The organism is Thalassotalea sp. G2M2-11 (assembly GCF_017168195.1).
Classification (GTDB): domain Bacteria; phylum Pseudomonadota; class Gammaproteobacteria; order Enterobacterales; family Alteromonadaceae; genus Thalassotalea_E.
Window position 1 is genome coordinate 698,958 of record NZ_JADNYL010000001.1, and the last position, 22,154, is coordinate 721,111.

At 42.9% G+C, this 22,154-nt stretch carries 7 protein-coding genes; 4 read left to right on the top strand and 3 right to left on the bottom strand.

Going from position 1 to position 22,154, the window contains the following annotated elements:
* Positions 1-828: 828 nt before the first annotated feature.
* Both IV514_RS03050 and IV514_RS03055 read left to right on the top strand, forming a co-directional pair.
* Complete coding sequence (locus tag IV514_RS03050) at positions 829-15,147, top strand: Ig-like domain-containing protein (protein ID WP_206483423.1); 14,319 nt, start codon at positions 829-831, stop codon at positions 15,145-15,147.
* Positions 15,144-16,379 (top strand): OmpA family protein, encoded by a 1,236-nt coding sequence (locus tag IV514_RS03055; protein ID WP_206483424.1) that lies wholly within the window; start codon positions 15,144-15,146, stop codon positions 16,377-16,379. Before IV514_RS03050 ends, IV514_RS03055 begins: the two co-directional genes overlap by 4 nt.
* Before the next feature lie 251 nt (positions 16,380-16,630).
* Here the strand turns inward: IV514_RS03055 and IV514_RS03060 are convergent, their stop codons facing one another.
* Both IV514_RS03060 and IV514_RS03065 read right to left on the bottom strand, forming a co-directional pair.
* Entirely contained in the window at positions 16,631-17,875 is a 1,245-nt protein-coding gene (locus IV514_RS03060; RefSeq protein ID WP_206483425.1) for a Y-family DNA polymerase, read from the bottom strand.
* Entirely contained in the window at positions 17,863-18,270 is a 408-nt protein-coding gene (locus tag IV514_RS03065) for a S24 family peptidase (protein WP_206483426.1), read from the bottom strand. The genes IV514_RS03060 and IV514_RS03065 overlap by 13 nt, the downstream gene beginning before the upstream one ends.
* A gap of 244 nt (positions 18,271-18,514) precedes the next feature.
* On the opposite strand from IV514_RS03065, the gene zapE reads away from it, so the two are divergent.
* The gene (zapE, locus tag IV514_RS03070; protein ID WP_206483427.1) at positions 18,515-19,699 is read left to right on the top strand and encodes a cell division protein ZapE; all 1,185 of its coding nucleotides are present in this window, start codon (positions 18,515-18,517) and stop codon (positions 19,697-19,699) included.
* A gap of 97 nt (positions 19,700-19,796) precedes the next feature.
* Here zapE and agaR read toward each other — a convergent pair whose 3' ends face one another.
* On the bottom strand, positions 19,797-20,567 hold the full coding sequence (gene agaR, locus IV514_RS03075; RefSeq protein WP_206483428.1) for a transcriptional repressor AgaR: 771 nt from the start codon (positions 20,565-20,567) through the stop codon (positions 19,797-19,799).
* Positions 20,568-20,796: 229 nt separating this feature from the next.
* On the opposite strand from agaR, the gene IV514_RS03080 reads away from it, so the two are divergent.
* Positions 20,797-22,140, top strand: a complete 1,344-nt coding sequence (locus tag IV514_RS03080) for a sugar MFS transporter (RefSeq protein ID WP_206483429.1) — start codon at positions 20,797-20,799, stop codon at positions 22,138-22,140.
* The last annotated feature ends 14 nt before the right edge of the window (positions 22,141-22,154 follow it).

Sequence of the window (22,154 nt, forward strand, 5' to 3'; positions counted from 1 at the left end):
CTCCTATTTCGACATAACTGATTTAAGTCAAACACAGTAAAGTACAACCGCTTAGCACTAAACGTTAGTTGCATAATGATTTCCTTTTGAAATTTGTTAGGCTTCACTAGTGGAGGGGTTACAGTATGAAGTGGTTTGGTAAACTATTTAGCAGAAGCTTTAGCTAGTAGCTGATCTCTTGCGCTCTCATAGTTACTTGGGATCATATGTAAATACTGTGACTTTTCTGTTGAAACTATCAGGTTAATGTCCTTTGTGCGCAACACAGCAGATCACTTTTAAGTGAGTGATAGAAGCTTTCAACCACAGCACCATTTAAGCAATGCTCTCTTCGCTCATGTTTGGAATTAGGTTATTCGCAGTAAAAAATTCGCGATATTCATAGCTGGTGCATTAGCTACTTTGGTTATTATGAACAATTACCTCTTGTTTATGAAGGGGGCACTAAACCGCCATTATGATCGTACTAATAACAATACCTTTGGGCATGTCCGGTTGCAGTATCTTTTGTAACTGTTGAAACTTCGCATGGAGTCATACGATGCTATAAATTTTATTACTAAAAATTAAGTTGTTATTGAATTTATCATATGTCTGTCAAAACTAAGTTATTTAAACTGTAATAAAAAAAAGCAACTATACTAAAAAATGATTGATGCTTAAAATCAATAGAGGAATTGGTGTATGTTGTTGAATTATTTTGGAAAGTTTGTTTTTTTCGAAAGTTTTATTGCTCAGCTAAATATTTACTCACAATCAGTTAACTTTCTGAAATATATTTCAAAAACACTTTTTGCGTTGTTATTTCTTTTGTGCTCGTTGCCGGTCTTGGCAGGAACGCTTACCAACACTAGTGTCACAGCAAGTGACAGCTCTCCTGGCGTTAAAGCGACTTATACGTTTACCTTTACCACTGAAACAGCACTTTCAGTGGCCGCTAATGATCAAGTTTTTTACGTGCAATTTCCGACAGGTTTTTATACCGTTGATGATCCTGCAGTGAACGAACTTAATATTTGTCAGAAGCTCACAGTAAAAGTAAACGGTGTCACTAAAACATGTGCAGATAGTAGCGCGTGGAGTAATCTACGTTGGATAAGAATTACAGAAGATGTTGCAGCAGGTTCTAACGTTGAGGTCACGTTAACGGATATCACCAATGCCACCTCTGAGGGTAACTATAACTTTGGGTTTCTTCGCACCTCCACTGGTGGCGGTACGGCTATTGATGATTGGGGTTCAACAGAAACAACAACCGTTGTATCGTCAGGTCCAGTTACGGTTTCAACGTCAGTAACAAGCTGTACAGAGTCACCGTCAGGCACGTTCTCGGGCGCTTCTTGTAACGTTAATAACACTGATATAGCGAATTACCTCAGTGCCGGTACCGATGTCACCATTGAGGCTAATGGCAATCTTTCTATTGAAAGTAACATTAGTAAAGTGGGTGGCGGCGCCTCAACCCTTACGCTGAAATCAACCTCTCGAGTTTTCGTTGACTATACGATTTCTTCGGATACGGGTAACCCGCTCAATGTGATTATTTGGAGTGACAGTAATAATTCAAATGATGCCGGTATATCGCTAGGTGGAACTTCACGAGCCATTATTACGGCGGCGGGCGGTCACATTTGGATTGGCGGTAGTAACTCCAGTAATGGCACATCAACTTGGAATGGCCTCACCGTCGGCGATGGCCCCTCAATCGGCAGCAGTGCATCTAACTACAACGCCATCGATCTGATTAATTTTGACATCAACACCCAAGGTGGTGACTTGCTCATTTGGACCGGCGATGGCAATACTGGCGGTGGCGGTCAGTCAGGCATGACGATTACTGGTTCGAATTTCAATAGCTTGTCTACCGGTAGTGGCGATCTCACCCTTATCGCCGATCAGGTAACTGGTTCCGGTGCTAATGCCATGGAAGTCTACAGTACCGGTGTCTTTACTTTACTTCCTAATACTCCGACAACGGCACTGGGTTGGCAGCACACGGAACTGGCGCGAGCCGATTTTAATAACACGCAGTTTAACTATCTTGCCATCAACGACCACGCCAATCTGACGGGGGTGCAACTCGGTGACTATACCGGTATGAGTGGCGTGACTTTCAACTATGCAGGTGATATTACCCTTAGTAATAGTGTGAAAGCAGCTGGCCCAATTACCATTACTGGCAGTACTATCACGTCGGCGGCAGCTGGCACCATAACCAGCAGCAATACCGGGGATATTTTTCTTCATAGTACGTCCTCCGTGAATGCAGGCATGTCTTTAAGCGGTGCGATCAGCAAAACAGGTGGCGCCACATCAACCTTGACCATTAAAGCGGCTGGGCGAATCTATCAGAACACCAGTATTTCAAGTGTGTCTGGCACACCATTGAATGTGGTGCTTTGGAGTGATCATGATGATGGTAATGAGGGGGGTGTCTCAGTATTAGGAAATATCACCACTTATGGTGGAGATGTTTGGATCGGTGGCAGTACTGATGGTGGTGCAACAAGCAGCACCTGGAACGGCCTCACCGTGGGCGACGGCCCGTCCATCGGCGCCTCGGGTGCCAATGCCAATGCGTTGGATTTTTATGCCAGTATCACTACCGACGGCGGTGATGTGCTGCTTTGGGCTGGTAACGGGGTCGACAATACCGCCACTCGCAATGGTATTCAGGTCGACAATAGCATTTTTACGCAGATTACGGCGGGCAGCGGAGATGTGACGTTGATTGCCGATTATATTTTGGATGGTGCTGCTACAGGAAATAATTCTGTCGGCATTAACAGTACTGGACATTTTACCTTGATGCCGCATAGTTCAGGGGCCGCTTTGGGTTGGTCCCACGATGAATTGGCGAGTCATAATTTTGGTGGCAATTATAACTACCTCTATATTGCTGACTTTGCCAATTTAACCGGCGTTACCTTGGGTGATTACACCGGCATGAGTGGGGTTACATTTAATTACCAAGGCGCGGTGACGCTGAGCAATAGCATTAATGTGAGCGGCCCGGTTTCTGTGTATGGCGGTAGCATCAATCAGGGGGCATCTGGTGCGATAACTGCCACTAATGGCAATATTATTTTAGATGCGGATGTCGGTAGTGACCTTGCCATAGGCACGGTGGCCATGACCATAAGTGCGAATGTGACCACGGTGAACTCTGGGGATATTTCGATGATTGCTCGTGGTCCAAGCGATGTTAATCAAAATGCCATGTCATTTGGCGCGGTCACGGTGAGTTCAGCGGGAACGTTAACCGTGGAAACTATCAGCCCAGCCACCAATGGTGGTCGAGGAATTAACACGGGCAGCACGAGTTTTAGCGCAGCGGGAGATATCAGTCTAATCGGTTCATCTGGTAAGTCGGGGGTTTGGGATATTAATTTTGCTAACAGTAGTATCACCAGTACAGCCGGTAATATCACGCTGACAGCTGCGGGCGAGCAAAGCAGTGATGAGTTTACTATTCAAGGCACAAACAGTATTTCAACTGGCAGCGGTAATATCACCATTAATGGTGATCGCTTTTACGTTAATGGCAATACCACGACGATAAGTACCCCGGGGTTGTTGATAATCCAGCCTACTCACGCAGGTTTTGATACCGATGCGGATGGTGTATACGGTGAACCAACACAGGATTTATTTACTTGGTCAGGTTCTGGTTCGCCTACTGTTACCGTGGGCGGCACCTTAGCCAACTTTGTGCTGCAAAATGCCAACACCATGACGGGTGTGATCATTGGTAAATCAACCAACGAATCGGGGATCGCGATTGCCGGTGATACCAACCTTGGCGGCTCGCTAACCGTTTATGGCGGTACCATTAATCAAACCGGCACCGTGACCACAGGCAATAATGTGAATTATGTGGTCAACAAAACAAACCATACAGATGATTACGATGCCATCACCATTTCGGGGGCGTTGGATGCCGGTAGTAGTGATATCAGTATGGTCACTCAAAGTGGTGATATTGTGATCAACGCTGACCTGACCACCACGTCTACCTCCAGTACGGCCATTGTGCTTAATGCTGGGGACCTCAATGCTGCAGGGGATACTGGTGGCGGTGATGTGGTATATTTATCCGGCAATTTATCCACGGGGAGTGGCGGTAACATTAATATCTACACCGGCAGTTATTTCGACTCTTTTGGTGTGAGCACCTTTGTTGATGGCAATGGTGATTCCTATTTTAATTCCGATGGCACCGGCTTAACGTTAAACAGTGATATCAATGTTATTTATCGTGAATCCGCCAAGCCTTTCCCCAAAGCACTCGATTTCGATGGCGTGAATGATTATGTGAATGTCACCAATAGCAATTGGGGTGATATCACATCTGCCGTGACTATCGAGGGATGGTTAAAATTCAATGATACTACTGCTACCGAAATTTTGACTCGCCATAACTCGTCCGCAGCCGTAGTTGCTCTGAAATGGGGCTTGCGCCATCGTGATAATGCCATGCAGGTTCATGTTTCAAGTGGCAGTAATCATTACCGTTGTAATTCAACCACCAATCCTGCTGATGATGGCAGCTGGCATCATGTTGCGGGTGTTTTTGAATCCGGTGTAGGTATTCGCATTTTCATTGATGGTGTTGAAGAAACCTTGGTGTCTTGTGTCACTGTAGGCAGCGGCCTCAATCTAATCCTCGATAATACCGGCAGCAATGTTCGTATTGGTTCTTATAATGATGGTGCCGGTGGTGTCCAGTTTTTCAATGGTGCCATGGATGAGCTGCGAGTGTGGAATACCGCCCGCACTGCTGAAGAAATTCGCGAGAATATGGCGCGAAATATTTCGGGCAATACTACTGGGTTAGTTGCTTACTATAACTTCGAACATAATAGTGGCACGACTTTGGTAGATGTTTCTGTTAACAGTCACAGCGGCACTTTGGTCAATATGGATGATGCTGACTGGGTGGATACGTCGACATTTAATACCTGGTTAGGCAACAGCGCTGACTGGAATGACGCGACAAATTGGAGTCTAGGGCGTGCACCGCTTTGGTCTGATCATATCGCTATTACTGATGCCAGTGTGACCGCCCCGACGATTTCGGCAAATACAGCGGATGCGGTTAATGCACTGCTCTTTGACGGGGTTGATGATCACATTACTGCGGCAACCTATCCCATCACAAATCACACTAACTTTACCTTGGAAGCTTGGGTGAAAAGCAGTGATAGCGGAATAGAAAAAGACATCATTGGTTTGGGGGATGCCGATGGCGTCACCCATGTACAGTTTCGCTTTAATGGTGGCTATTTAGCGCCTTACCTGAGAGATACTGTCAATACGGCATCTTTTTCAGGCGTTGCGACAACCTATGTAGCGGATGGTAACTGGCACCATGTAGCCTTGGTCAAGTCTGGGCAAACCTTTACCACTTACGTAGATGGTAATGAGGATGCCACGCAAACGTTCTCGATGGATTTCACAAATCTAGATACCTTTACCATCGGGGGGATGAATTGGAATTCATCTGCGCCTGTTTGGTTCTTTAATGGCGAAATCGATGATGTTCGGGTTTGGGAAGATGCCCGCACCGCTGAGGAAATTCGGGCCTCGATGCGCACCACGTTAACTGGTGCAGAAACGGATCTCAAAGCTTATTACAAATTGGATGAAACATCCGGCACTGCAGCTGCGGATGCGTCAGGTAATGCGTCGAGCGCAACGTTAAATGGAACAACGTTTGATGCGACCTCAACCGTTTCCCCCGTCATGTCGACTACGGGTGTTGAAGGTCTATCGATAGCGACTGGGGCTTCTCCGACGCTTAATTCGAGTATGACGATTAATGGCAGTCTCATACTAAACGCCAATTTAGATTTAAACGGCCAAGTTGTCACTTTAGGTCAAACGGCAACGTTGTTTGAAGATACGGGGTCGATCGTCGATGGCGTTGAGAGCGGTAGTATCACTACCACACGCCCGCTGAGCAATTTATCTGCCGAAAACGTGGCAGGCTTAGGCGCTGTGATCACCACAGCAGCGGACATGGGCAGCACAACCATAACGCGCCAGCATGTTGCCCTGTCTGATCCTGTTAGCATTAAACGCCAATATAATATTACACCCACCACGAATACCGGACTTAACGCAACGTTTGCTTTTGGTTATGTTGATGCGGAACTGAATGGGTTGAGCGAACAACAATTGAGCTTATTCAAATCTATCGATGCCGGTAGCACATGGGCGGAACAGCCGGGTGCAATTGTCGATACAACCGCAAACACCTTGACCTTATCGGGTCTAGATGGTTTCTCCGTATGGACTGCATCTATTGATCCTGGCATTGATACTGACGAAGATGGTGTGCCAGATATCACGGATACTGACGATGACAATGATGGGTTAAGTGATGCTGATGAACAAACGAATGGCACCAATCCGCTGATTGCTGATACCGATGGTGATGGTGTTTCAGATGGTGATGAAGTGGCCAATGGCACTAATCCGCTTAATGCGCCACCCATTATTGCTCAAACGAGTCCGTTAACGATTACCATAGATGAAGATGAATCACCAATAGCTTGGGTTGCACCAAGTGTTAACGCCTCAGATCTAGATGCCGATACGTTAACATGGAGTTTAGTTGCCGGAGGGTTGCAAGGGTTACATGGCAGTGTGACGGTTTCAGGAACAGGTGATAGCCCAACGACATTAGACTACATACCTGATGCCGATTATTACGGCGTTGATTACTTTGAAATTCAAGTAACAGACGGTAAAGAAACGGATGTTTTGATGATTAAGGTTATTGTTAATGCTCAACCTGAACCGGGAGATCCCGCAGAAGGAGGAGCAACAGCGATCAATAATTTTGTTCCTTACACGGTAGGTGGTCAGGCTGTTTATGATTACGAAGGCTCCAGTGACCCAACTAATGGTGGTGCCTCGGTGCAGCCGACATCGATTGATATTTCATCTTGTTCAGCTGACGGTGCAACGCCAGGTCCAATGCCAAGCACTTGGATAAAATATGAAGACACCGATACCAATCTAAATACCACCAATGATGCTTATTTAGTGATGCGTATGCGTTTGGATGCCAATCCGTCGGAAGCAGGGCGAAATGGGCCAGGGCTTAAGAGTTCGCACTGGAACTTTATGATTGATATCGAGAATGACGGTAATAATGATTACATCATTGATATCGATGGTACGTTCGCATCTAGCAAGTTAGATCGCGTCTGGCTATATCAAGATAGTAATAGTAATAACGTTATTGATGACGGTGTCGCGATTATGGAATATATCGCTGCGGGTACTAATGCCACAGATGCTGAGAAAGCAACATCTATTATAACTATTACCGAAGATCAGTCTGTGATCTGCGGTACGTCTCATGATTTCTTCCTAGATGTTCGTATTCCGGTTGACGATTTTCCTGATGCGTTTGCCAATTACGATGCCAATGTTGGCATTGGTGTATTTTACTCATCGTCGGCTTCTAATACCGATCCATTACAAAAAGACTGGCAGGGCTTTAGAGACGTGCCGCCAGATACCTTTGAAGCAGTGAATGGTGGTTTTGCGGCACCGGTAGGTAGTATTGCTGGAACGGTATTTATTGATACTAACGGTGATAACGTTTATCAGTCATCGACTGAGAATCCTCATTCATCTCAAGTTGTCGAAATTTTTAAAGAAGATGGCAGCCAATTAGTTTCTGGTACAGATTATATCTTTGTCGATAATGGTGATAGTTATAGTATTACAGGACTGGCTGCTGGCAATTACCGCATGCGAAATGCATCGGCAGCGGGCTATACACAAACGACTAAAAACGTCACTGTATTAGGTGCGGCGACTGCTGCTATTGATATTCCTATTCGTGCTCAATCAAAAGTTACAGTATTAGTTTATGAAGACTTAGATGGTGATGGCCAGTATGACTCTAGTGAAACAGTAGTTGATGGCGCAGACATTACATTAGATGCCGTGAATGCCGGTACAACAGCTGGTGGTGGTTTACTGGAGATTGATTTTACTGCGAAAAGTGCGGGTGTTTATACTATTTCAAATACTGTGTTGCCTGTGGGATATGTTCCAAATTCTGCCACCAATATTACGATTAACTATAGTGTGGGAAGCAATATTTCAGTAGCGTTTGGTGTTGTTAAGCAGGGAGAAATTGCCGGGGTAGTTTATTTCGACAAAGATGGTGATAGCAGCAAAGATGGCTCTGAATCTGGTCTTTCCGGTGTAACAGTTACCCTTACTAACGAAGCTCAGGTAACTTTAAATACAACCACTACCGCTGCGGACGGTAGTTATCGATTCACTGGTTTGTCACCAAATACCAAATATTATGTGTCGGAGACTAACCCCACAGGTTATGCCAGTACAACGGCTGATATAGTGCCAACATCTTTTGGTTCAGGTAGCAGTTCTATTATTAATTTTGGTGATGTGCCAGTAAGTAAAATATCTGGTTTTGTATTCAGCGATGATAATGGTAATGCTCGTGTAGATGATGGTGAGCAAGGCTTGCCGTTTGTCACTATCAGTATTTATCACAATGGCACATCTTCTATCGTTTATAATAGCGTCACCTATAATCCGGGCGATATAGTGACCGCGGTCAGAACCAATGCTGAGGGGTATTATTCAGTGACATTACCTGAGGGACGTTATCGGGTAGAAGAAACAGATCCTTTAGGCTATGTCAGCGTCAGTGTTAATTCTATTAATGTGACTTTGCCAAGTACGCAATCGGTGGCCAATTTTGCCGATATGAAGCGTGGCGTAGTAACAGGGCTGGTGTTTAATGATCTTAATGCTAACGGTAAGTTTGATGCTGGTGAACCAGGGGTAAATGGTGTTGATATGACCGTAACCCCAGGTTCGGTAGTGAATACTACGCAAGGAGATGGAAGCTTTTATTACGGTAATCTTGCTGATGGAGATTATAGCTTAGCTATTACTGTTCCTACGGGGTTTGTTGCTACAACTGCAGAAAGCTTATCTGTTACGGTGAGTGATACCAATGTGAATACAGGCTTATTATTTGGTATTAAAGTTTCCGGCACCATTGATGGTGAGGTTTATCATGATATCAATGGTAATTTTAGACGAGATGCGAGTGAATCTGGCATTGGCGGTGTCACAATTACCTTAGATGGTGGAGTAACAACAACTTCTTTAGTCAATGGTTTGTACAGTTTTACTGGTTTAACAGCGAATCAAACATATTCTGTTGTTGAAACGGATCCAACGCATTATATCAGCACGACAACCAATAGTGTTTCTGTCTCTTTGGACGCTAATGGTAAAGCAGACCAGTCGGCGATATTTGGTGATCAATTTCAAGGAATTGTAGCCGGCACCGTATTTGAAGATATTGATGCAAATGGCGAGCAAGATGCGCAAGAGCAAACTTTGCCAGGTGTCACTATGAGTTTAACTGGTTTTAGTGATGTCCTTACGTCTAATAACGGTAGCTTTGAATTTGTTCGTGTTAGCGGCAGTGGTTTGACATTAAATACTAGCGTGCCGTCAGGTTACTTTGTAACGACTAATAATAACCCTGAAACTATCGATATGAGTGCCTATGACGGTAGTAGTAATATTGGGCTTCAACCTGATGCTACTGTATTAGCTTATGTATTTAGTGATGCCAACGGTAATGGAGTGCAAGATGGTGAGGAGTTGCCATTAAGCGGAGTTACCGTTTCTATGACTTCGGGTGAGATTGGGCAGACGGATAGTAATGGTATCATACGTTTGAACGGTCTTACTCCAGGACTCAATACGGTTAATGTTTCAGCTTTTGCGGGTTACACCGATACCACTCCTGCCAGTATTGCGCTTTACGCAGAAGCGGGACAAACCACATCAGTGCGTTTTGGTAAATTGATCAATATAGCGCCTTGGGCACGTCCTGAAACTGTATCTATTGATGAAAACACTGTTACTTCGACTTCGGTGGTGACGGTAGTTAGTGGTGATGACAATGGCGATGCCCTAACTTACAGTATTATTTCGGGTAATGATGCAGGCAAATTTTCTATAAATAGCACCACGGGTGAAATTACTTTAATTGGTGCGTTAGACTATGAGACCACGACCAGTTATACCTTAACAGTACAAGTTGATGATGGCAGCCTGACTGGAACAGCCGATATTATTATTAATGTGACTGATATTAATGAGGCGCCAGTTGCTAATCCACAAACGTTAACTACGGGTGAGGATACACCGCTTAACATTACTTTGACAGGTACGGATCCTGAAAACGATACGTTGACTTACACGCTAGTATCAGCACCTACGAATGGGGGATTATCGGGAACCGCCCCTAATCTCATCTACACCCCAAGTGCTGATTATATTGGAAATGACAGCTTTACCTTTACGGTTACTGATATAGCAACTAATACCTCATTAGCAGCAACAATAACCATTACGGTAACTGACGTAAATGATTTACCGGTAGCAACTCCTCAGAATATATCTACGCTTGAAGAAACACCAATAGCGATCACCTTATCTGGTACAGACTCTGATGGCACTATTGCTAGTTACACTCAAGTGACTAGTCCTTCAGGGGGCTTGCTAACCGGCACTTTACCGAACTTGACTTACACTCCGAATGTTAACTTTTTTGGAAATGATAGTTTTACCTTTACAGTAACCGATGATGATGGCGGTGTCTCGAGTGCAGCGACTGTCACTATTACAGTGAATAATGTAAATGACGCGCCGACAGCAGTAAATGACACTGCGACAGTTGCGGAAGATAGCACTAATAATACTATCGCTGTTTTAGTTAATGATTCAGATCCAGATAACGATGTTTTAAGTGTGATTTCAGCAAGTGCGTCATCAGGTCAGGTGAGCATTAATACAAATGGTACTTTAAGCTTCACGCCAGCAGCTAATTTCTCAGGTACAGTGACTATTACCTATACCATTTCCGATGGTAATGGCGGAACATCAACAGCGACGGTAACCGTCACAGTGACTGACGTAAATGATATTCCTGTAGCAACGCCGCAAAGTCTGAGTGTTGATGAAGATAATCCGTTAACCATTACCTTATCTGGTACAGATGATGATGGTACGGTCGTTAGTTATACTCAAGCAACGAATCCTACTAATGGTGTGTTAACAGGGGATATACCTAACCTTACTTACACACCGGCCAGTAACTTCTTTGGGGAAGACAGTTTTACTTTCACGGTCACTGATGATCAAGGGGCGATATCTTTAGAAGGAACAATTTCAATTACTGTAAACCCTGTGAATGATGTGCCAGTTGCTACTGATGATACAACAAGCACTCAGGAAGAGACGCCAGTTGTCATTGATATTCTGTCAAATGATGTCGATCCTGAAGGTAAACTGATCCCTTCAAGTGTGGTGATCATTAAGGAGCCAAGTCACGGGGATATTACTATTAGTCCGACTTCGGGTACGGTTACCTATACACCAGATTTAAATTTCAACGGCGAAGATACGTTGAGTTATCAGGTGAGTGATAATGAAAATGCCATCACTAATATTGCAAACGTCACCATTGAAGTAATTAATGTTAATGATGCGCCAGAGGCGGTCAGTGATGTCGCTACGACGAATGAAGAAATGCCGGTAGAGATTAATTTATTGGCTAACGATTTAGACGTTGATGGTGACACCCTAGATGTTAACTCTTTGGTCATCACAAAAGCACCCGCACATGGTGAGATTAATGTGGTTGATGGTGTGTTGACCTACACACCAGAAATTGATTATGTCGGTAATGATGAACTGCAATATAAAGTCGCGGATGAGCATGGATTGATCAGTAATATTGCTACTGTCTATATAACTGTTATTGGAGTGAATGATGCGCCCGTAGCTCAAGATGACAGTGCGACAACGGATGAAGATACGCCTGTTGAAATAGATATCTTAGCTAATGATACTGATACAGAAGATGGCACGCCGGATCCGACTAAGGTGCAAATTATTAAGCATCCGGAGCATGGTCAGTTAAGTATTGACCCTGTGACAGGCCTTGTGACTTATACGCCAGAAAAAGACTACCAAGGAATGGATAGCTTTGTGTATTTGGTAGATGATACCGGTAATTTATCACCTGTTGAGCCGCCGTTGCATTCAAATCAGGCGACGGTGACTATTAATGTTACGCCGCTGAATGATGCGCCAATAGCGAACAAAGATAAAATTGTTTTAGAAGAAACCAACTTACCTGTGGTGATTAATATTCTGGGTAATGATACTGATGTCGATGGCTCTATTGACGTGTCCACTGTCAGTATTATTACTGAGCCAGAATTTGGTACTTTAGCCATTAATTCTGTAACTGGAGTTGTCGAATATACACCAGCGGCTGATTATAACGGTTATGATGAGTTTACCTATCAGGTTAAGGATGATCAGGGAGCTATCAGTAATATTGCCACTGTTGTATTAAGTATTACACCGATCAATGATCCGCCGGTAGCCTATGATCAATTGATTAATCTTGATGAAGATAGCAGTGTTAACGTTATTTTGATCGGTTATGATGTTGAAGGTAGTCCATTGACATTCAGTATCAGCCAACAATCTGTAAATGGTCAATTATCTGGATTGGCGCCAACATTGGTTTATACGCCAGACCCTGGTTTTGCTGGGAAAGATACTATTACGTTTGTGGTATCGGATGGCGAGTTAGACTCTAATGAGGCGACAATCACCTTAAATGTTGCTGCCATTAATGATGCGCCAGTTGCTGAGGCGATGGTGCTCACCGTTGATGAAGATAAAGAGTTGCCTATTACTTTACAAGGCCGAGATGAAGATGGTGATGAGCTCACATACGAGCTGATGTCACAGCCGCTTCATGGCACGTTAACCGGTAGTGGTGCTAACTGGATTTATACACCTGATCCAAATTATAGCGGACCAGACAATTTCAGTTATCGGGTTAACGATGGCAAATTAGACTCGGCAACGGTTACCGTTGAAATTATGGTAATTCCAGTCGATGAGCCGATCAATGCCGTTGATGACGAATACGAGATGCCTGCTGGAGTCACTACCACATTAGATGTGCTAACCAATGATATTGAACCAGATGGTAACCTTTTGACATTGGTGTCTGCGTCTAGCTCTTCGGGTAGCGTAGAAATTGTTGGTGGCGAGCTGGTGTATACTCCTGCTGATGGCTTTACTGGTACGGTGATTATCGAATATCTGGTGAGTAATGATGCTGGTGGTTTTGATACAGCTACCGTCACTGTGACAGTAACCGGTGGCGAGAATGGTCCAACGGTTACGCCTCCAGGTACGGTTTATATTGATGCTGTTGCCTTATATACCAAGGTAGATTTAGGGGTTGCTGCAGCGGCAGACCGCTTCGGTAATCCGTTGCCGGTATCGCTTGTTAATGACTCGACATTTTTTGAACCGGGTGTTAATCATGCCCTATGGCAAGCTACAGATGAAGAGGGTAATACCACGACGGCTGAGCAATTAGTTTATGTACGGCCTCTGATTTCTCTTAGCAAAGACCAAACTGTATTGGAAGGTGAGAATGTCGTGATAGGTGTGTACTTAAATGGTTTGTCTCCAACTTATCCACTAGAAGTGCCCTATACCGTTTCAGGTACAAGTGACAGCAGTGACCATACCTTGATGTCGGGTATTGCCACTATCACTGATGGCAGCGAAACAACGATTAAGGTTTCCATCTATGACGATAATATTGATGAAGATGATGAAACCTTGATTGTATCTCTTGCTGGCGATATTAATATGGGTAACAAGCGTGAACATGTTGTTACCATTACTGAAGGTAATATTGCGCCTGAAGTTAGCTTGTTAATGACACAGAACCAGAGAGATCGTTTAACTATCAGCAAAGATGAAGGGGATGCCGTGATCTTTAGCTCAGTTTACGATCCAAACGTAGATGATAACCATAGCTATGATTGGGCTGTTACCCGTGGCAATGTTACAGATATAGATATTGATGAAGCTACTTTTACTATAGACCCAAGCCAAATGGAAGAAGGTTTATATGTTGTTCAGTTAACCGTGACTGATGACGGCTTACCAGCCCTGTCTCAGGTTGTTGATATTTACTTTGAAGTGATTGAGTCGTTGCCGATGCTTTCGAATATTGATAGCGATGGTGACCTTATACCTGATGATATGGAAGGTTTTGGCGATAGTGACGAAGATGGTATTCCAGACTATCTCGATTCCCGAGATGAATGTAATGTGCTGCTTGAGCAAGGTAGTGAACAAGATGCCTTTATGGTTGAAGGTGATCCGGGGGTATGTCTGAGGGTTGGCTTATTTGCATATCGGGGAGAGTTACAAGGTGCACAACTGAGTGATTCGGATATCGCTCAGCCAGATGACGAGTTGGTGCCTGATCCTGAGGCAAGCCATGTTGGAGGTATTTTTGATTTTATTGCTCGAGGTTTACCTGATTTTGGTCAAAGTTATCAGATCATCTTGCCACAACGGGAAATTATTCCTGATAATGCAGTATATCGTAAGTTTAGTACGATGAAAGAATGGTTTACCTTTATTGAAGATGAGAAAAATCTGATACATAGTGCGTCGGGGGAACGAGGATTCTGTCCGCCTCCGGGGGGCGATATTTGGGAACCGGGATTAATTGCAGGCTATTGGTGTGTGCAACTGACAATCGAGGATGGTGGCCCGAACGATGAAGACCGCCAAGCAAATGGTACTATTGTTGACCCAGGTGGTGTTGCTGTCTTGTTGAGTGAGAATCAACCGCCAATTGCCATTGATGATGCGATTGTGATGATACAAGGTAACAGTGTCGGTATTCAGGTTATGGCGAATGACTCAGATCCTGATGGTGATATTATTCGAGTGTTATCTGCGTCGGCATCATTTGGTAATGTTGTCATCGAAGAAAACGGCACTCTCACTTACTCACCAGTAAATAATTACATCGGTAACGATATAATTGTTTATAGCATCAGTGATGGTCATGGTGGCACCGATACGGCGCAGGTTGCTATTACTATTGAGCGTGCGGTCAGTAAAAGTGATGATATTGTTACTAAAGGTGGAGGGGCATTAACCCTTTACTGGTTATTACTACTGATTTTGATTTCAGGGCTTAAACGTAAGGTAAGAACATGAAAAAAACAATTAAAATAGCGCTCTTATCACTGTTTGTGTCAGGTATTTACCAAACGCAAGCAAATAACTATTCGACGGCGAATGACAATTCAGCTAACAACGATAAGGTATTTAAACCTTGGTATGTTGGTGCTTCTGTCGGCAGGGCTGACAGCTCAGCTACGGTTGGCAAGATGAACCGTCGTTTTGGTAACAATGGCATTGATGCTATAGCAACTGAGGTTGATGATAAAGATTTTGCCTATGATCTGACCTTGGGTTACTCCTTTGATCGTAACTGGAGTATTGAAGCAGGTTATAAAGATTTAGGTGAAGTGCTGGTTCGAGTAACTGGCAATTATTACGATGAAAATGCTTTTTTTGATCGTGTTGAGCATGTCCATCCTGAGTCTGGCAAGGGGCTTTTTATTGCGGGGAATTACCACTTTTATTTTTCTGAAGACACCGCGCTTTATGGCAAAATAGGACTTTTTGACTGGCAAGGTAAATATGTGACATCAAACGTTGGCAGTTCTGTTGGTGATGACAAACTCGATGGTCGAGAGCTGTTTTACGGACTTGGCCTGCAACATGATTTATCGTCTGACTGGTCATTGCATGCGAAGTGGGAACGGTTTAATTTTGATAATGATAAGTCCAATGTTTTAAGTCTTGGCATTACTTATCGATTTGGTAGCAGTGAACAGAATAAATCCCATGCTGCGACTAAGCAAAACGTGGCTAAATCGCCATTGATTGAAGAACCGAAAAAACCGTTAGTTATCCAAGAAGAAAGTGTTCCAGAGAGCAACCCAGATCTTGATGGTGATGGTGTGCAAAATGCGCAAGATAACTGCCCGAATACTGGTTTTGGAATCAAGGTCAACAATGCGGGTTGTCCACTATTAGAGAAAATTACCTTACATGTATTGTTTGATACTGCGTCAAGTGAGATTAAACCGACTTTTATGGCAGAAATAGATGCTGTAGCCGATAACATCAGCCAATACAATGGCAAAGTTAAAGTGACGGTTGAAGGACATACTGACTGGGTTGGTGCTCAGAAAAACAATCAGCCTTTATCTGAAGCCAGAGCGGATGCTGTTGCCAAGCGTTTAATGTATAAGACAGGTTTGGCGGCTTCTGCATTTAGCGTAGTAGGATATGGCGAGTTAAAGCCTGTTGCTGATAATAACACTGCGCAAGGACGCTTTGAAAATAGACGAGTAGAGGTCATTATTCAGGCTGAATAACACTGGAGCATTTTTTAATTCTTTATATGGGCCCCTTATCGGGGCTCTAGCTTTGACATAAAAGCAGGCATGATTCGATATCAATTATGAGTGATTATTGATGCGTCTTGGAATAACCAACCTAATGCTTTATCGATATGAACGTTAGCTAACGTTCCTGATATATCACATGCAGTTACTTGTTGATCATTATCTTTTTATTTCTATCAATCGGAAAATGGATAGTAAGGTTGTCTATCTTTTCATAAAATTTAGCATTCTATTCTCGGAATATCCTGCCAATTTGTGGTATAGCGAGGCGACATAAAATTTCGTTTCATCGCCCACTTTTCAGGTTTCATTGAGCCAATTGACAAAGTACCTGCGCCATAACGATGGTTTACTGCATCTAAGCATTTCATTAACTTGAGATTATTAATATCACCTGAAAACAAGTCAGGTTGATAACTATCTGTAAGCTCAATGGCGCCAACCCCGCATTTATAAAACCTCACATTCGGTGCATATAATTGTTTGGCGGCTTGCGCCACGCAAGCCGCAATGTACAAGGTGTTATCAGTACTTGAGGTTAACTGTATGCAAATAGCATTTTTATAGTAGTTATCTTCGTGTGGAGAACTGGCTGCGAACACCATCAGGCGTTTAATAAGGGATTGTTGTTGTCTTGCTTTTTTGGTCACAGTATCTGCATGAAAGGCTAATGCTGATTTTAATTGGTGAAAGTCAGTTATCCGTTGACCAAAAGAGCGCGTAGAAAATATCTCTTTTTTGGCAGGAGCAATATTATCCCAGTGTATACACTTTATGCCGTTAAGTTCTGATACGGTTCTTTCAGCCACAACGGAGAATTGTTTTCTAATGTAGTTAGCGGGTTGTTTTGATAAGTCTAATGCTGTGTGAATGCCCATTAATTTGAGTTTTTTACTCAGCCTTGAGCCAATGCCCCATACAGTATCGACAGTCATTCTTGAAAGTATATCGCGCCTGTTTGTTTCGTTATTTATAACGGCAACGCCATTAAAGCCAGAGAGTTTTTTAGCCGCATGATTTGCCGCTTTTGCTAAGGTTGGTGTCGAGCCAAAGCCAACCCCAACGGGAAGTTTTACTTGCTGCCACACCGCTTGACGAATCTTGTGTCCGTATGCGTGAAAGTCATCAATACTAGGGTAAGATTGAAATGCCAGAAAGGATTCATCAATCGAATATACATATTGGTTATCACAAAACTGGCCAATAACATTCATCATCTTTTCTGATAAATCGGCATATAGTTCGTAGTTGCTCGAGCGAATGACGACTTGGTGTTGATAAAGAAAATCACGAATTTTAAAAAAGGGCGTGAACTTTGGGATCCCTAGTTTTCGGGCTATTGGACAAACCGCACAGATACAACCATCGTTGTTGGTTAAAACAACAACGGGTTTATTTCTAATACTGGGATCAAAGACTTTTTCAGCCGAGGCATAAAAAGCAACAGCGTCTACTAAAGCATACATGATAAATCTGCTTGTTTGTGCATTCTGATGGAGCGACTCACAACCCCTTCAAGCTGAAAATCATCATCAGGGTAGACAGTCACGGGGTTATGCATGTCAGAGGCAGAGACAAGCCGACGGTTCACTTTATCTAATATTTTACAGGTAAAATTACCGTTGTAATTACAAACGATAATGTCGCCATTTAACGGTGTTAATGAACGGTCAACAATGAGCAGATCTTTATCAAAAATACCAACCCCTTGCATTGAACTGCCAGAGGCTAAGCCAATGAAAGTAGCATTAGGGTGCTTAATTAATAGGTTGTCCAGTGATAAGCCGAGTTCTTTGTATTCTGCTGCGGGTGATTCAAAGCCCGTAATACCAGCCTCAATGTAAATAGGAATAACTTTCATATAAAAATACCTGTATAAGTATACAGGTATTTTAGCTTGAATTAGTGAAAAGATCACTATTGTATTGACGTTGGTTTTTCTAAATTGTGACTTTGTGATCGGTGGTGTGATATTTGACGGGCTAGAACGCTGTTATTTCATCGCTGAATGTAATGATTTTTATTTCAAATTTCTGTTGATATTGATTTATCGTGTTTTTTATTAACGATACAATAGGTTGATTGTTTATATTATTTAAAAAAACATGCGCGATAGCTCTCCTGCCACTCAATATCAATCATTAGTTGCGAACAATCAAATAAGTTTCGATCAATCGCAACAACAAGCGGTTGATTTACTTCAACAACTTTATCATCGCTTAGTTAAAGGTAAAGCACGCTTTCATCATAAAAAAAATGAGTTAAAAGGCATTTATTTATGGGGCAAAGTAGGGCGTGGTAAAACCTTTTTGATGGATTTGTTTGTCGCTTGTTTGCCTAATGGCATTGCTAAACGACAACATTTTCATCACTTTATGCAAGATGTGCATACGCAACTCAAAGCCTGCGCTGGTCGAGCTGAACCGTTGAAATACCTTGCCAAACAATTTAGCAAACAGTATCAAGTGTTGTGTTTTGATGAGTTTTTTGTCTCTGATATTGGTGACGCCATGTTATTGGGAACTTTATTACAATATCTGTTTGAATTTGGAGTGGTTGTAGTAAGCACCAGTAACTGTGCACCAGATGAGCTTTATCGAAATGGGCTGCAACGAGCACGTTTTTTACCTGCGATAGCAGCCATTAAGCAGCACAATATTATTTTACATTTAGCGGGCCAACAAGATCATCGCCGCCGGTCATTAACTGTTGAACAATGCTATTTTAAGTTACCCCATTGCCAGCAAGCACAAACAGCATTACACAACAGTTTGCTGGCGCGATTCTCACTTAAACCGCACGATTTGTTAAATGAAAGCGTGACGATTCTCGGGCGAAAAATTCATTGCATAGCGAAAAGTATTGAGGAAACACAACGGGTTATCTGTTTTGATTTTTCACAATTATGTCAGGGGCCACGTAGCCATTTGGATTATGTCGAGTTAGCCAAACAATTTTCCACTATTTTATTATTTAATGTGCCTTCAATGAGTGGTCAGGCATATGAAACCATTAAGGCCAGAGGCACTGAAGATAACGGCTCTAATATTAATATTGCGGCAGGAGAAACAGGGGAGCGAGCCGTGATACTGGCGCAGATGGATGATGCCGCTCGACGATTTATTGCATTGATTGATGAGTGCTATGACTGTCACTTAAGGTTAATGATCACAGCACACGTTGCTCAGGAAGACTTGTATAATGACGGTACACTCTTGTTTGAGTTTGAACGCACCAAAAGCCGCTTAATTGAAATGGCATCAGCTGAGTATTTAGGCTCACAAGCATAGAGTTATACCGCCAAACCTAATGGTATGGCGCTAGCAACGGGCTACTAGAGCCATGAAACATTGGCTGAATTTTTATGGTGACAGCAGGCGATAATCATTAAATATTCACGATATGTAATTCAATGTTAAGGGCTTCAATTGCGTCTTTGTATTCTTTTGAAAGATTACTATCGGTGACAAGAATATCAATTTTATTGAGTGCGATAATCGAGTGAAGAGAACGTTTGCCAAACTTTGATGAGTCGGTTACTACAATAATTTGTTCCGCGTTGTCACACATGGCGCGATTATAGTTTGCTTCAGGTTCATAATGCGTGCTAATACCGCGATTGAGATCGATACCATCGACCCCTAAAATCACTTTGCCAAAGTTATAGTATTTTAAGCGCTCTTCGGCGTGAGTACCGTAAAAAGACATGGATTTTTTTCTTAATCGGCCACCGGTGATGAATATATCGCAATTTTCAGCTTGAGCTAGTTCGTTGGCGATGTTTAACCCGTTCGTCATTACCGTTAATTCTTTTTTATCGAGCAAGCTACGAGCCACTTCTTCTGTAGTGGAGCCAGAATCGAGTATGATGGCGTCACCGTCTTTAATTAATTGAGCTACCGCTTCACCGAGTTTTTGTTTTACTTTATGGTTTTTACTGTGTTTTTCTTTAATTGACAACTCTTTGGTAAGGCGGTTACTAGGAACGGCCCCGCCTCTTGAACGAACAAGTAACCCTAAGCGATTGAGTTCATTTAAATCATTACGAATGGTAACGGTAGAGATATTAAATGTTTCAGCCAGTTCTTTGACTGAGACATTACCTTTCTTTTCAGTCAATAATACGATTTCCTGGCGTCTTTCAATGGTACTTAGCATATTCATTCTCTGTTTAATAAGGTTGCTATGGTTAGAACTTATTGAAAACTAAGTGCTAACAGGCGTCATACGGCCATTGTTCGTTATTTTAATGAAAAAGGCAACAGGTGAATTGAAAACAGAAAGTTTGATCTGAAAGTTAATGAAACTTTCAAAATGTGTTGTTAAATATGCTAGAGTGTGGAAATATACAAGCAATAGCTCTAACTTGTTACTTTAGGACGTTATCATGACAACTCAAATCGTTTCTCGGCCACTCAATGCTGAGGGGACACTCAACCGTTACCTGCCTATGATAATCATTGGTGGGCTGTTTTTTATGTTTGGCTTTGTGACCTGGTTAAACGGCTCATTGATCCCGTTTTTACAAATTACTTGTGAGCTCAATCATATTGAAGCTTATTTAGTCACCTTGGTTTTTTATGTCGCTTACACTGTGATGGCACTACCGTCGGCCGCATTGTTAAAGCGGGTTGGATATAAAAATGGCATTGTTGGTGGTTTAGTGATCATGACGCTTGGTGCCTTAGTGTTTATTCCCGCGGCACAAACCAAAATGTACGCCATTTTTCTTGCGGCATTATTTATCTTAGGTACTGGGTTAACTGTATTACAAACGGCAGCAAACCCGTACCTTGTGGTGATTGGTCCGGCTAAATCAGCAGCGGTACGGATCAGTTTTATGGGGATTTTAAATAAGAGTGCGGGCATTATCGCTCCGATTTTTTTCACCGCATATGTATTGACTGATATGTCTCAGTTTAATGAAGCTCGTCTGTCAGGCTTAGCAATAGAGCAAAGAATGATAGAACTTCAAGAATTGTCTAACCGATTGATCACCCCTTACTTGATCATGGCGGCAATGCTGGCACTTTTATCGGTGTTTATTTACTTTTCGCCTTTGCCAGAAGTTGACTTAGCGGAAGATGAAACAAGTGATAGTGCTAAAGATGACGATAATAAAAAAGGGATCATGCATTTTCCTCACTTGGTGATGGGGGCGATAACACTGTTTTTATACATTGGCGTTGAAGTGATAGCCGGCGATACCATAGGGCTTTATGGTAAAGGCTTAGGCGTCACTAATTTTGGCGAGTTAACCTCGTATACCATGGCATTTATGGTACTTGCCTACATTGTGGGTATCTTGACCATTCCAAGATTGATCTCTCAAGAAAAGGCGCTAATGAGCTCTGCTGTGTTAGGACTGATATTTGTGACGTTAATCTTGCTCACCTCACAGCAAAGTACCTGGATATGGGAGCTGCTATTTGCATGGACGGGTGTGCCGGCAATTCCGAACACTGTGTTATTTGTTGCATTGTTAGGGTTTGCTAATGCGATTGTTTGGCCTGCCGTATGGCCAATGGCACTCAAAGATTTAGGTAAACAAACCGCAATGGGGTCTGCTGTGTTGATCATGGGGATTTCGGGGGGCGCATTATTCCCACTTTTTTATGGCTTTATGGTGGAATATACCGGTAATTCACAAATGTCGTATTGGGTGATGCTACCTTGCTATGCCTTCATTCTTTATTATGCCGTATGGGGTCACAAAAAGCGCCAATGGTAAACTTAGCTGCCGCT